The following is a 12,192-nucleotide window of genomic DNA, read 5'->3' on the forward strand; positions in this document are numbered from 1 at the left end:
CGATGCTTGACCGGCCCGCGGCAAAGATCAACAGCGCGCGCCGCTTTCGCCGCAAACGACGCGCCGCGCAAGAGGCGCGTTGCGCCCACGCGCCATTTGTGTCGCGGTGCCGCGTGGAAGGGCGGCATGCGAAAAGGGCGGCATGCGAAAAGGGCGGCCCGATGGGACCGCCCTTTCCAGACATATGATGGTGCGAAGTATCAGCGCTTCGAGAACTGGAAGCTCTTGCGGGCTTTCGCCTTGCCGTACTTCTTGCGCTCGACGACGCGGCTGTCGCGGGTCAGGAACCCGGCGGCCTTCAGCGCGGCGCGCAGCGAGGGATCGTAGAGCTGCAGCGCCTTGGAGACGCCGTGCTTCACGGCACCGGCCTGGCCCGAGAGGCCACCGCCGGCGACGGTCGCGTAGACGTCGAACTGACCGGCGACACCGGCGATCTGGAACGGCTGGCGCAGGATCATCTGCAGCACCGGACGCGCGAAATAGGTGTCGATGTCCTTGCCGTTCACGACGACCTTGCCGGAGCCCGGCTTGATCCAGACGCGGGCGACCGCGTCCTTGCGCTTGCCGGTGGCGTAGGAGCGGCCGAGCTCGTCACGGACGGGCTCGCGCGGCGCGAGGGCTTCGGTGTTGACCTGACCTTCGGTCGAGACGGCCCCACCCAGCTCTTCGAGCGAATTGATCTGTTCGGCCATTATGCGGTCCTCGTGTTCTTCTTGTTCATGGACGCGACGTCCAGAACCTCGGGCTTCTGAGCCTCCATGCCGTGCTCGGTGCCGGCGAAGACGCGCAGATGGGTCATCTGGGTGCGCGACAGGCGGTTGCCCGGCAGCATCCGCTTGACGGCCTGCATGACGACGCGCTCGGGGTGCGCCCCATCGAGGATCTGCTGCTTGGTGCGCGACTTGATGCCGCCCGGATGTCCGGTGTGCCAGTAGAAGTGCTCTTCGCGCTTCTTGCCGGTCATCTGCACCTTGTCCGCGTTGATCACGATGACGTTGTCACCCATGTCCATGTGCGGGGTGAAGGAGGCCTTGTGCTTGCCGCGCAGGCGCATGGCGATGATCGAGGCGAGACGGCCCAGAACGACGCCCTCGGCGTCGATCAGGATCCATTTCTTCTCGATATCCGCCGGGGTAGCGGTGAAGGTTTTCATGGTTCTGCCCTTGATCTGCAACGCGCACCGCCCCGAACGGGCCGCCCGCGCAAATTCGATGAGCGGGTTCTAAACGAAGCGGTCACGCAGTCAAGCGCAGCCTGCCTTAATTTATAGAGCAAAAACAGTACCTTGAAATTAAGGTATCATGATACCCCATGTTTCTTGCGGGTCAGACCTCCATCACGTGCGGCGGCGCGGCAAGAAGGGCCGCAAGCCGGTCGATCGCGGTCTCGAAGGCCGCGTCGTCGCGCAGGCCAGTGAGCGCGAGGCGCACTGCCGAAGGCGCGCGTCCGTCGATCAGCGCGAACTCGTCGGCGGGCTTGAGGCGGATACCCTCGGCTTCGGCTGCCCGGCTCAATGAGGAGGGCCGCCAGCCGCGCGGCAGATCGAGCCAAGCGAAAGGCACCCCCTCGCGGGTGCGGGGTTGCCACGGGGCGAGGCGTTTTCGCAGGTGGGCGAGCCGCCTGCCCTGCACCTCGAGCACCGCGTCGCGCACTCGCGCGGCCAGCCCGGTCGAAAGCGCGGCCTCGGCTAGTGACACGGTGGGCCGCGACAGGCCGAAGAACTGCTGCTGTGCCGCGATGCGTGGCAAGGCAGCGCGACCGGGGGCCGAAAGGATCGCCCCGAGCCGCAGATCGGGGCTCAGCGTCTTGGAGAGCGTCGTGACCACCCATGAGCGTTCCGGCGCGAGACGGCGGTAGCTCGCGTCCTCGCCCGCGTCGGAGCGAAAGCAGTCATCGTCGATGATCTGCATATTGTACTGCCTTGCGATAGATACAATTTGGGCGCGCCGTTCGGGAGAAGTGCGGATCGTTGTCGGATTGTGTGCCTCTGCACTGGTACAAAGCAGCTGTGCCCCGCTCTCACGGCAGGCGCGCTCTAGGGCATCGGGTAGCAGCCCCTCGCCGTCGAAGGCGATGCCGGTGATCTCGGCCCGCACAAGAGCGGCGGCATGGCGAAAGCCGGGATAGGCCAATTCCTCGGTCAGGATGACCGGGCGCGGCCCGTGCAGCAGCGCTTGCAGCAGCACCACCATGCCATGCTGGGCGCCGGAGGTGAGCACCACGTCATCGGCCTCGACCGGGCCATGCGCTGGTGCCGCAAACCAGTCAGCCAGAAGGGCGCGAAGCGGCGCGTCGGCCTCGGGGCGCGGGTAGCTCACATAGGCGCCCGGCGGCGGATCGGCCAGATTTTTCAACAGCTCATGCAGCAAGCGCCCTTGCCCGACATCCGCTACCTGCGCGGTGCGCAGGTTCAGCATCTCGCCCTCCGCGCCCATGCTGGCGGGGTCGATCAGCGCGGGCAGCGGTGCCGGAAGATCGGGCTCGGAGACGAAGGTGCCACGACCGACCACGGCGCGCAGCACCTCCTGCTCCACCAGATCCTTGTAGGCGCGCGCCACGGTCCCCGGCGTCACCTTGAGGCGCCAAGCCACCTCGCGGACGGGTGGGAGCCTGTGCCCGGGCCGAATGGTGCCGGAGCCGATTGCCTCTTGGATCGATCGCTTGAGCGCTTGGTGCTTGACGGGCCCGCCCTTGTCGAGGCTGGGCCACCACATTGTATCCATGACAAAACTTCCGTAGACGTCATTCTTCGAGCATTGTAGTCCTTATCTTGCATCATATACACGCATTGTATCAATACAAGAGAGACCGACATGACCACGCTCGCCCACACCGCCACGCCCTTCGAGGCCGCTCTCGACCAAGGGGCCGTCTCCGCGCTTCTCGTCGGCATGGCCCGCCGCGTGGCGATTTGGGAGCGTCGCGCCCGGACCCGGCGCGCGTTGTCGCGCCTCGACGCGGCCATGCTGCGCGATCTCGGTCTCGATCCCATGACCGCGCAGGCCGAGGCCGCGCGCCCGTTCTGGAAGGGCTGATCCCCGGCCCGACCACGCCTGAGGGGCCGGAGCGATCCGGCCCCCTTTTTATGCGGGTCAAACGGGCGCCGCGCCCTGCGCCGCGCCGGGGGGGATCGAATAGGTCATCGAGGCGCGCGCCACCGGCGCCACCTGCCCCTCGCTGAACAGCAGGGCCTCGCCCACCGCAAGCCTGCGGCCAAGCTTCAAGAGCCGCGTTTCGGCCAGAAGATCCGCCCCCGCTTCGGGCTTGCGCAGGAAATCAATCGTGGCCCCGGTCGTCACCGCCAGCGCCACCGGGCCGATCCGCGACAGGATCGCCAGATAGATCGCCACATCCGCCAGCCCGAACATTGACGGCCCCGACACCGTGCCGCCCGGCCGCAGATGCATCACCCCGACCCGCAGCCTGAGCATCAGCCGCTCAACCTCCGCGCTCTCGACGCAAAACTGCGCCGCCACCTGTCCGAAGTCGCGCTCCAGAAACGCATTGAGCGCCGCCGCATCCATCATCATGGCCGATCTCCTCCCGCCCGCCACGTTTTCGCAAGCTGGTGCTGCGGGCAAGCCTCCAGTTGAGCCGACCTCATAGTTGTGGTGGGGTCTTTTCATTTGCATCCTCGTCGGTTGCGATGCAGGCAGTGTCGGAAACGACCGCGACCCGGGCTTCGATCCGGGCGTTGATCCGAGCAAAGACCCATCGCCCGCCCCCTCAGGAGCCCCGTGACATGGCTGACGAAGACGACGACCTGATCCTCTCCGAGCTCGACGACGAGGAACTCGTCGCGCAGATGTTCGACGATCTCTATGACGGCATGCGCGAGGAAATCATGGAGGCCACGCAGATCCTGCTGGATCGCGGCTGGGCGCCCTATGACGTTCTGACCAAATCGCTCGTCGGCGGCATGACCATCGTCGGCAATGATTTCCGGGACGGTATCCTCTTCGTGCCAGAGGTGCTGCTCGCCGCCAACGCCATGAAGGGCGGCATGTCGATTCTCAAGCCGCTTCTGGCCGAGACCGACGCGCCGCGCATGGGCAAGATGGTGATCGGCACCGTCAAGGGCGACATCCACGACATCGGAAAGAACCTCGTAGCGATGATGATGGAGGGCGCGGGCTTCGAGGTCGTCGATCTCGGGATCAACAACGCGGTCGAGGCCTATCTCGAGGCGCTGGCCAACGAAAAGGCTGACATCCTTGGCATGTCGGCGCTGCTGACCACCACGATGCCCTACATGAAGGTCGTGATCGACACGATGAAGGAGCAGGGCATCCGCGACGATTACATCGTACTGGTGGGCGGCGCGCCGCTCAATGAGGAGTTCGGAAAGGCGATCGGTGCCGACGCCTATTGCCGCGACGCCGCCGTGGCGGTCGAGACGGCCAAGGACTGGATTTCGCGCCGCCATAACCAGATGCAGGCGGGTGCCTGAGAGGATCGATGCAGCCGGATGACGCGACGCTGACGCGCGACGGTCTCGCCCCTTCTGGGCGGGGCCGCGTGCTGCTCATCGCCTGCGGCGCGCTGGCGCGCGAGATACTCGCCCTGATCGGACAGAATGGCTGGGCTCACCTCGATCTTCATTGCCTGCCCGCGATCCTGCACAACCGGCCCGACAGGATCGCCCCCGCGGTCGAAGCGGCGGTGACCGCGCGCGGCGCGGGGTATGAGCGGGTCTTCGTGGTCTATGCCGATTGCGGGACGGGCGGCGATCTGGCCTGCACCTGCGAACGCCTCGGCGTCGGCATGATCGAAGGGCCGCATTGCTACGCCTTCTACGAGGGCGTCGAGGCCTTTGCCGAGAAGGGCGAAGTGACCTGCTTCTACCTCACCGATTTTCTCGCGCGCCAGTTCGACGCCTTCGTCTGGGAGCCGCTCGGTCTCGACCGGCACCCCGAGCTGCGCGAGATGTATTTCGGGAATTACACGACGCTGGTCTATCAGGCGCAGACCGACGATCTCGCGCTGACCGCCCTTGCCCGCTCCCATGCCAACAGGCTGGGCCTCGCTTTCGAGCGGCGCTTTACCGGATATGGCGAACTGGCAAGCGCGCTGGCCCGCGCCTAGGCGGCGGCGAGCGCGGTCTCGCGAATGCGTTCGACCATGGCGCGCACCCCGTTCGAACGCTGCGCCGAAAGGTGATCGTTCAGGCCGAGCCGAGCCAGCTCGCCGCCCGCGTCGATCTTGGGCACCTCGGACACCGGCACCCCGTCGTAAAGCGCGTGCAGCACCGCGATCAGCCCGCGCACGATCATCGCGTCGCTGTCGCCGCGAAACCGGTAGGCCCCGCCCTCGGGCGCCGGCACGAGCCAGACCTGGCTGGCGCAGCCATGCACCTTGGTCGCGGGCACCTTGAACGCTTCGTCGAGAGGTTCCATCGCTTTTCCCAGCTCGATCACGTGCCGGTAGCGGTCTTCCCAATCGTCAAGGAATTCGAAGGTTTCGGCGATTTCCTCGAAGGCGGGCTGGGCCATCTGCGTCTCCTGCGGTCTGGACATGGCCTAGAGGTAAGGACGCTGCCCGAAATTGCCAGTGGCAGGGGGTGCGGCCCCTGTCCGATCCTGCCTGCCCCGGCGCGGCCGGGGGTGGCGGCGTCGATCACAGATCGACCGTCACCACCTGGCTGCCCTTGGCGGCGAGGCCCACGCGGCCTTCGCACAGCGCCAGCGCCTGTTCGCCGAACACCTCGCGGCGCCAGCCATAAAGCGCGTGCACCTCGCGCTCGCCCGCCGCCAGCGCGTCGAGATCGGCGGAGCTGGCGATCAGCTTGGGCGCCACGCTCTCGGCTTCGGAGCGGGCCTTGAGCAGCACACGCAGCAGATCGGCCAGAGCCGGGTTGACCTGAATCTGGTCGCGTTGCTTTTCGGCCTTGGGCATCTGGTCGGCGGGCAGCTTGGCGGCGCGATCGATAGCCGCGAGGATGCCGTCGGCGATCTCGCCCTTGCGGGCTTCGCGCAGCAAAAGCCGCGAGCGGCCCAGATCCTTTTCCGAGGCGGGCCGGGTCGAGGCCAGCTCGACCAGAGCGTCATCCTTGAACACGCGCGAGCGCGGCACGTCGCGCTCTTGCGCGAAGGTCTCGCGGAACTGCGCCAGCTCGCGCAGCGCGGCGATGAATTTGGGTGAATTGGAACGGGTCTTGATCCGCTGCCATGCCTCGGCGGGATCGACGCGGTAGGTGGCGGGATCGTTGAGTACCGCCATTTCCTCGGCGACCCAGCGCGCGCGACCCGTTTTCTTGAGCTGCGCGGCGAGCCATTCGTAGATCACCCGAAGATGCGTCACGTCGGCCAGCGCATAGACCTTCTGCGCCTCCGACAGCGGGCGACGCGACCAGTCGGTGAAGCGCGACGACTTGTCGATCTCGGCCTTGGCGATCTTGCGCGCCAGCGTCTCGTAACCCGCCTGTTCGCCAAAGCCGCAGACCATCGCCGCGACCTGCGTGTCGAACAGCGGCGCGGGAATGAGATTTGCCTCGACCTGGAAAATCTCCAGATCCTGCCGCGCGGCATGGAACACCTTCACCACGCCTGGATCGCGGAACAGGTCGTGCAGCGGCGCGAGGTCGAGCCCCTCGACCAGCGGATCGACCAGCACGGCGCTGCCTTCGCCGCCATCCGGGCCGTCCGGACCGGGATGGGCAAGCTGGATCAGGCAGAGTTTGGAGTAATAGGTGCGCTCGCGCAGGAATTCGGTATCCACCGTGACGTAAGCGTGCTTCGCGGCTCTCTCGCAATAGGCGGCGAGGTCTTCGGTGGTGGTGATGGTCTGCATGTCGTCCCGGGCTTGCGGATAAGGAGGCGGCGCAGGCGCGCCGGTCCCCGCCCTCTTAGGCGATGGGAGCGCGGATGGAAAGCGTCCGGCTCAGAGCAGGATCGGCGTGCGGTCGCCCGAGGCAAAGCGGCGCAGCACCAGCGGATAGAGCCGGTGCTCCTGCTCCAGCACCCGCGCCGCGAGATCGTCGGGTGTGTCGCCGGGACGCACGGGCACCCGCGCCTGCCCCAGCACCGGCCCGCCGTCGAGCTCGGCCGTGACCTCGTGCACGGAGACGCCATGCTCGGCATCGCCCGCCTCGATGGCCCGCGCATGGGTGTCGAGCCCGCGATATTTCGGCAGCAAGGAGGGGTGGATGTTGAGCATCCGTCCCTGCCACCGCGCGATGAAGCCCGGTGTCAGGATGCGCATGAACCCGGCGAGGCAGATGATGTCGGGGGCCGTGGCCTCCAGACGTTCGCTCAGCGCCGCCTCGAAGGCCTCGCGGTCGCGGCCGAAGGGTTTGTGATCCACCGCCGCCGTCGGGATGCCAAGCTCGGCCGCGCGGCCAAGCCCGCCCGCGCCGGGGTCGTTGGAGGCCACCAGCACCGGGCGGCATGGGTGGTCGCCAGACATGTCGCGCACCAGCGCCAGCATGTTCGACCCGCCGCCCGAGATCAGGATGGCGACGCGTTTGCGGTCGCTCACGACAGGGTGCCCGAATAGGCGACCCCCTGCCCGGCCGTGATCCGGCCGAGCCGATGCACCGTCTCGCCCTCGGCCGCGAGCAGCGCCTCGATCGCCTCGGCCCGCTCGGCCGAGACGACGACGACCATGCCGATGCCGGAGTTGAAGGTCTTGAGCATTTCGCCCTGCTCCAGCCCGCCCTCGCGCTTGAGCCAGTCGAAGACCGGCGGCAGCGACCACGCGCCCAGATCGATCTCGGCGCCGAGGCCATCGGGCAGCACGCGCGGCAGGTTCTCGGTCAGACCACCGCCGGTGATGTGGGCCAGCGCGCGCACACCGCCCGCGCGGATCGCCGCCAGCACCGGTTTGACATAGAGCCGGGTCGGTGCGAGCAGCGCCGCGCCGAGGCTGCCTTCGGAGAAAGGTGCGGTGTCGTCCCAGCCGAGGCCCGCGCGCTCGACGATGCGGCGCACGAGGGAATAGCCGTTGGAGTGCACGCCGTCCGAGGCGAGGCCCAAGAGCACGTCGCCCTCGGCCACCCCATCGGGAAGAGCCGTGCCGCGCTCCATCGCGCCCACGGCGAAACCGGCGAGGTCGAAGTCGCCTGCCGGATACATACCCGGCATCTCCGCCGTCTCGCCGCCGATGAGTGCCGCGCCGGAGGCTTTGCAGCCCGCGGCGATGCCCTCGATCACGCGGGCCGCCTCGTCGAGCGCGAGCTTGCCGGTGGCGAAGTAATCAAGGAAGAAGAGCGGCTCGGCGCCTTGGCAGACGAGGTCGTTGACGCACATCGCCACGAGGTCGATGCCGACGCCGTCGAGATGGCCGGTGTCGATGGCGATGCGCAGCTTGGTGCCCACCCCGTCGGTGGCCGCGACCAGCACCGGGTCCGAATAGCCCGCCGCCTTGAGATCGAACAGCGCGCCGAAGCCGCCGAGGCCGGACATGGTGCCGGGCCGGTCGGTGCGTTTCGCCGCGGGCTTGATCCGTTCCACGAGCGCGTTGCCCGCGTCGATATCCACCCCCGCCTGCGCGTAAGTGAGCCCGTCCTTCTGCATCGCGTCCCCCGAATGCCGGTTTGTGAAGTGACGCCGCGATACCTCAGACCCCCCGCGAGGGCCAGCGCCAACTTGACCCGCCTCTCCTGTCTGCTAGGAGAAAGCGCGGGGGCCCGTAGCTCAACGGTCAGAGCAGACCGCTCATAACGGTTTGGTTGGGGGTTCAAATCCCTCCGGGCCTACCAAATCCCCAAGGCCCAACCATGTTGTTCCGGCGGGGACAACTCTGCCAAAACGAGCGTTTTGGCGAGTCTTCTTCGCGGTGTTTTCTGCCATATTCCTGTAAGTATCTAATTCTAAAAGGCTTTGATGATTTGCCTCCCGACGGGACCTTGTTGCACCCGTGCCGAAGCCTTCCCCAACTCGCTACCACATGGCGAACTGGTCAGACTACATTTTGGAGTTGCGCAAGCGCGGCTCGCTGTCGGTCTGGTTCGATCCCGAGGTGGTCAGGCACGCCGACACGACTGGGAAGCGTGGGCGGCCCGAGACCTTCTCGGACACTGCGATCCAAACGTCATGTGTATAGTCCCGCAGAGAGGTGGTACGATCTCCTCCTCTGAGATGGAGACGGTATGGGACAGGTTCTTCACGGCAGCGCCCGTATCCTGGGCGTCGTCGTGGCTTGCTTGTGAAGATGCATCAGCATGATCGTGCTCCGCCGGGACATCCCTCAGAACCGATCTTGCCATGAACAGGGCAGATCGCCGAGGGCTTATGTGATCATCCGGGATGGAACAGCTAGGGCTCGCGTTCCGGAGTTGAGGCATCAGGCTCAGAGATTGTATTTTCGAAATACGTAAAGCTTGGCGCGCCCATCTGATCGAGCAAGACAATTTCGACTTCAACTTCGGATTCTGACGATGTTGTAATCAGCGCCTCCTGCTCGGTTCATTTTTTACATCGAGAATAAGGAACCGAAGAGCATCAATTCCTTCCCGACGACCCCGAGTGCGAACGCGCTCTAGCTCCTCCGGGTTAGTTTTTCTGATGCCCGTCATATTTTCGTCGATTTCCATCTCACCATTCAGTTGTTCGATGGTTGGAAAGCCATTTATTAGCAGCGTATCGTCATCGGAATCTTTGTCGCCATCGGCTACTTCAGGCGAAACGGCCATGAATCCTTCCGACATCAAGAAACCCGAGTTTCCATCGCTACCATCGGCCAACTCCGAAAAAAGGTATCGGGCCTGAGAGTTCAATGGTGCAAAGAAAAAATGCCACGGAATCGATACGTCTTCGACATCCTGAATCTTCTTGATGCTGGCCTTCTTCTTAATATATGTCGCGTCTGCAATAAGGCACCCATACTCATAGGCGCGCCAAGGGGCTATTCCGCCAGAAGACTTCCAGCGCTTTCGCTCCGAGTTCTTCGAATAGAAGCAATACACAGGCTTCCAGGTTATCTCGCCGGGCTTGGCTGCACGGCAATTTCTTATTAGAACATCGATCTGCTCTTGGGCATTGGACGCCTTGCCGACTTTGTGCTTGATCGTCAAGCTGTCGTTCTTCTTCGTGCGCTTGGCTTGCACACGCATGAAAAGGCTGTATTTCCGCCCGACGACAACCCATTCCCAATCCGCGCCGATCTTGGCTTCCTGACCTTTTGAGATGGCAGTCAATTGCGTGCCGCGGTCGGAGTGCCAACGCAAGATTTCCAGAAGATTGGTTTCTGTTACGGTCTCTTCGCCATAGCTTATTTTGACGTCGTTAGCATGTGCAAAGGCCAAATTCCGCGATACCGCGTCCCCGAGTTCCAGGAATGTATGAAGCAAGCTCCGCAATTTCAGACCCCGCCATCAGCCGAAATGAACGCCACGTTCGTCAAATCTTGGTCCAGCACAGCCTTGCGGTATGCTGGGGCGTTTTTTGCATCGATGCCGCGCCAGTTGTGTTTGCCGGTGCCATAGGCGATGAAGCCAGTCTTGTCGGTGACGAACAGGGTCAGGCCTCGCAGTGCTTCGGGGGCATCTGGTGCATGGATGGCGTTCATCACTTCGTCGAGAAAATTGCCGATACCGACCATAGCGAGCTTCGCGCCGGTTTGCTCAACAAGCTGGGTGTAGGTCAGGTAGGGCCGTTGGGGCAGCTTGCCGTGCTTTTTCCGGTACTGCTGCACCTTGCGGACATGGACGATCAGGCCGTTGCCCAGTAGCATGGCATTCTTAGTACGCACTAGCAGCTTCATGTGGCGGCCCTCGGTGCCTAGGCCCGAGCCGTTTTCGATTGATGACATTGGTAAATTTGCTCTTAGAAAAGTTTTCTGAAACGGTATTGCAGCCGCTGGATGGAATCCAGCCGTTATCAGCGGTTTGGTTCAGGCCCTATCCACCCTCCTCCCCATCTGGCGGTCTGCTAATCTGCCGACCGATTACTAGCCTCCGCCAAGATTAGCAGGCTGCTGAAGAAGTCAGGCTGGAGGGACGCTGTTCCTGCCGGCGCGATCTGAAGGCGGGGCTTGGCGGCTGCGAGGCCGGGTTTTCTGGCTGCTCTGTTCGTCAGGCGGCAAAGAGTTTCGGCAGCTTGGCCAGGTTGCAGGCCGCCATGGTCATCGTGAATGTGGCGCGAACCCTGTCGAGGCCACGGTGGAGCGTCTGCGCCATGCCGCCCACCGTCTTGGCCCAGCCGAAGGGTTCCTCGATCTTCTTCCGGCGCCGTTGGGACAATGCATAGCCGGGATGCTGGGTGGTCCGACCGTCGATGGCTGAATGCCGGGCCTTCTGCGCGACATGCGGTGTCACGACCATGCGCCTGAGCGCGGCAATGAAGTCGGCACTGTCGTATCCTTTGTCTGCTCCCAGCGTCAGGCGCCGGGTTGAGCCGGGGGAGTGGCGGTTGAGCATCTGGAGCGCCGCCTTGCGCTCGCTATGGCCATCCGCGTGGTTCAGCTCCGCCTGCACGACCAGCCCGTTTCGGTTTTCTATCAGCGTATGCCCCATGAAGCACAGCATCGCCGCGGCACCCGGCGCCTTCTTGTAGAGGCGGGCATCCGGGTCCGTCACAGACGCATGGGTTGCGTTCGAGCGCTTCTCGCCCCGGAAATTCACTTCGGCGTTGCAGGTCTGGCGGGGTGTGTAGGGCATCGGCGGCGTCTCAGTCTGCTGGGGCTGGCTGCTATCTGGGGAGGTCTCCTCGACCGATGGCGGCGGTGGCGCGCCGGGATCGTCGTCGTGTGGTGGCGGCGTGCTGTCCTTCGGCTGGAAGCTCTTCATGGAAGCCCAGGCCTTGATCAGCGTCCCGCCGACCGAGAAGTGCTCCTCCGACAGCAGCGGCTTGACCTCTGGGTGCGACAGGATCGCGGCCATTACCTTGCGCGACATCTCGGTCGTCAGCAGCCGGTCTCGGTTATTGCTGAACACCGTGGGGACCCATACGCGGTCGTCGATGCCGAGCCCGACGAACCAACGGAACAGCAGGTTGTAGTTCATCTGCTCCATCAGCTGCCGCTCAAACCGGATCGAGAACAGGATCTGAAGAAGGCTCGCCCGGATCAGGCGTTCCGGTGCGATGGAGGGGCGGCCGAAGTCGGTGTAGAGCGTGTCGAACTCGGCATCTGAACCGCGCCGGGTTTGTCGGAGGCTCCAACTCCTGAGTAAGGTGGAGCATGAGCAAGACGACGAACAAGTATGCGCCTGAAGTGCGCGAGCGTGCGGTTCGCATGGTTCTGGGCAACGAAGGA

At 64.5% G+C, this 12,192-nt stretch carries 14 protein-coding genes, 1 tRNA gene and 1 pseudogene; 5 read left to right on the forward strand and 11 right to left on the reverse strand.

Features of this window, described 5'->3' with window-relative positions; all coding sequences use genetic code 11:
* Positions 1 to 200: 200 nt before the first annotated feature.
* The 3 genes from rpsI to ACJASC_RS15750 all read right to left on the reverse strand — a co-directional run bounded on the left by rpsI (position 201) and on the right by ACJASC_RS15750 (position 2,723).
* Positions 201 to 692 carry a 30S ribosomal protein S9 gene (rpsI, locus tag ACJASC_RS15740; protein WP_021694888.1) on the reverse strand — a complete coding sequence of 164 codons (492 nt, stop codon included), beginning with the start codon at positions 690 to 692 and terminating at the stop codon, positions 201 to 203.
* A complete protein-coding gene (rplM, locus tag ACJASC_RS15745; protein ID WP_415146838.1) occupies positions 692 to 1,153 on the reverse strand; it encodes a 50S ribosomal protein L13 in 462 nt (153 codons plus the stop codon). Before rplM ends, rpsI begins: the two co-directional genes overlap by 1 nt.
* Before the next feature lie 172 nt (positions 1,154 to 1,325).
* Positions 1,326 to 2,723 (reverse strand): aminotransferase-like domain-containing protein, encoded by a 1,398-nt coding sequence (locus ACJASC_RS15750; RefSeq protein WP_415146839.1) that lies wholly within the window; start codon positions 2,721 to 2,723, stop codon positions 1,326 to 1,328.
* Positions 2,724 to 2,813: 90 nt separating this feature from the next.
* On the opposite strand from ACJASC_RS15750, the gene ACJASC_RS15755 reads away from it, so the two are divergent.
* Entirely contained in the window at positions 2,814 to 3,035 is a 222-nt protein-coding gene (locus tag ACJASC_RS15755) for a DUF1127 domain-containing protein (RefSeq protein ID WP_021694891.1), read from the forward strand.
* A 57-nt stretch (positions 3,036 to 3,092) separates the two neighbouring features.
* Here the strand turns inward: ACJASC_RS15755 and ACJASC_RS15760 are convergent, their stop codons facing one another.
* Positions 3,093 to 3,530, reverse strand: coding sequence for a PaaI family thioesterase (locus tag ACJASC_RS15760; protein WP_415146840.1), 438 nt, complete (start codon positions 3,528 to 3,530; stop codon positions 3,093 to 3,095).
* A 212-nt stretch (positions 3,531 to 3,742) separates the two neighbouring features.
* Between ACJASC_RS15760 and ACJASC_RS15765 the strand changes: the two genes are divergently transcribed.
* Both ACJASC_RS15765 and ACJASC_RS15770 read left to right on the forward strand, forming a co-directional pair.
* Positions 3,743 to 4,450 (forward strand): corrinoid protein, encoded by a 708-nt coding sequence (locus ACJASC_RS15765; RefSeq protein WP_021694893.1) that lies wholly within the window; start codon positions 3,743 to 3,745, stop codon positions 4,448 to 4,450.
* Between the two features lie 8 nt (positions 4,451 to 4,458).
* Positions 4,459 to 5,085 carry a DUF1638 domain-containing protein gene (locus tag ACJASC_RS15770; protein WP_415146841.1) on the forward strand — a complete coding sequence of 209 codons (627 nt, stop codon included), beginning with the start codon at positions 4,459 to 4,461 and terminating at the stop codon, positions 5,083 to 5,085.
* Here ACJASC_RS15770 and ACJASC_RS15775 read toward each other — a convergent pair.
* The 4 genes from ACJASC_RS15775 to purM form a co-directional block, all read right to left on the reverse strand.
* Positions 5,082 to 5,492, reverse strand: a complete 411-nt coding sequence (locus ACJASC_RS15775) for a SufE family protein (protein ID WP_415146842.1) — start codon at positions 5,490 to 5,492, stop codon at positions 5,082 to 5,084. The genes ACJASC_RS15770 and ACJASC_RS15775 overlap by 4 nt on opposite strands.
* Positions 5,493 to 5,616: 124 nt before the next feature.
* Positions 5,617 to 6,789, reverse strand: coding sequence for a ribonuclease D (gene rnd, locus ACJASC_RS15780; RefSeq protein WP_021694896.1), 1,173 nt, complete (start codon positions 6,787 to 6,789; stop codon positions 5,617 to 5,619).
* Positions 6,790 to 6,879: 90 nt separating this feature from the next.
* The gene (gene purN / locus ACJASC_RS15785) at positions 6,880 to 7,476 is read right to left on the reverse strand and encodes a phosphoribosylglycinamide formyltransferase (RefSeq protein ID WP_415146843.1); all 597 of its coding nucleotides are present in this window, start codon (positions 7,474 to 7,476) and stop codon (positions 6,880 to 6,882) included.
* A complete protein-coding gene (purM, locus tag ACJASC_RS15790) occupies positions 7,473 to 8,513 on the reverse strand; it encodes a phosphoribosylformylglycinamidine cyclo-ligase (protein WP_415146844.1) in 1,041 nt (346 codons plus the stop codon). The genes purN and purM overlap by 4 nt, the downstream gene beginning before the upstream one ends.
* Positions 8,514 to 8,622: 109 nt before the next feature.
* On the opposite strand from purM, the gene ACJASC_RS15795 reads away from it, so the two are divergent.
* Positions 8,623 to 8,698 (forward strand) — tRNA-Ile (locus ACJASC_RS15795).
* 158 nt (positions 8,699 to 8,856) lie between these two features.
* Positions 8,857 to 9,030 (forward strand): annotated as a pseudogene (locus ACJASC_RS15800) (transposase); the annotation flags it as partial.
* Between the two features lie 355 nt (positions 9,031 to 9,385).
* On the opposite strand, the gene ACJASC_RS15805 reads toward ACJASC_RS15800, so the two are convergent.
* The 3 genes from ACJASC_RS15805 to ACJASC_RS15815 all read right to left on the reverse strand — a co-directional run.
* A complete protein-coding gene (locus ACJASC_RS15805; protein ID WP_415146845.1) occupies positions 9,386 to 10,288 on the reverse strand; it encodes a DUF6615 family protein in 903 nt (300 codons plus the stop codon).
* An 11-nt stretch (positions 10,289 to 10,299) separates the two neighbouring features.
* A complete protein-coding gene (locus tag ACJASC_RS15810; protein ID WP_415146846.1) occupies positions 10,300 to 10,701 on the reverse strand; it encodes a hypothetical protein in 402 nt (133 codons plus the stop codon).
* A gap of 310 nt (positions 10,702 to 11,011) precedes the next feature.
* The coding region (locus ACJASC_RS15815; RefSeq protein ID WP_415146847.1) for an IS5 family transposase at positions 11,012 to 12,192 on the reverse strand (1,181 nt) is incomplete at its 5' end.

Origin of the sequence: Limimaricola cinnabarinus (assembly GCF_047631075.1) — a bacterium.
Lineage (GTDB): Bacteria > Pseudomonadota > Alphaproteobacteria > Rhodobacterales > Rhodobacteraceae > Limimaricola > Limimaricola cinnabarinus.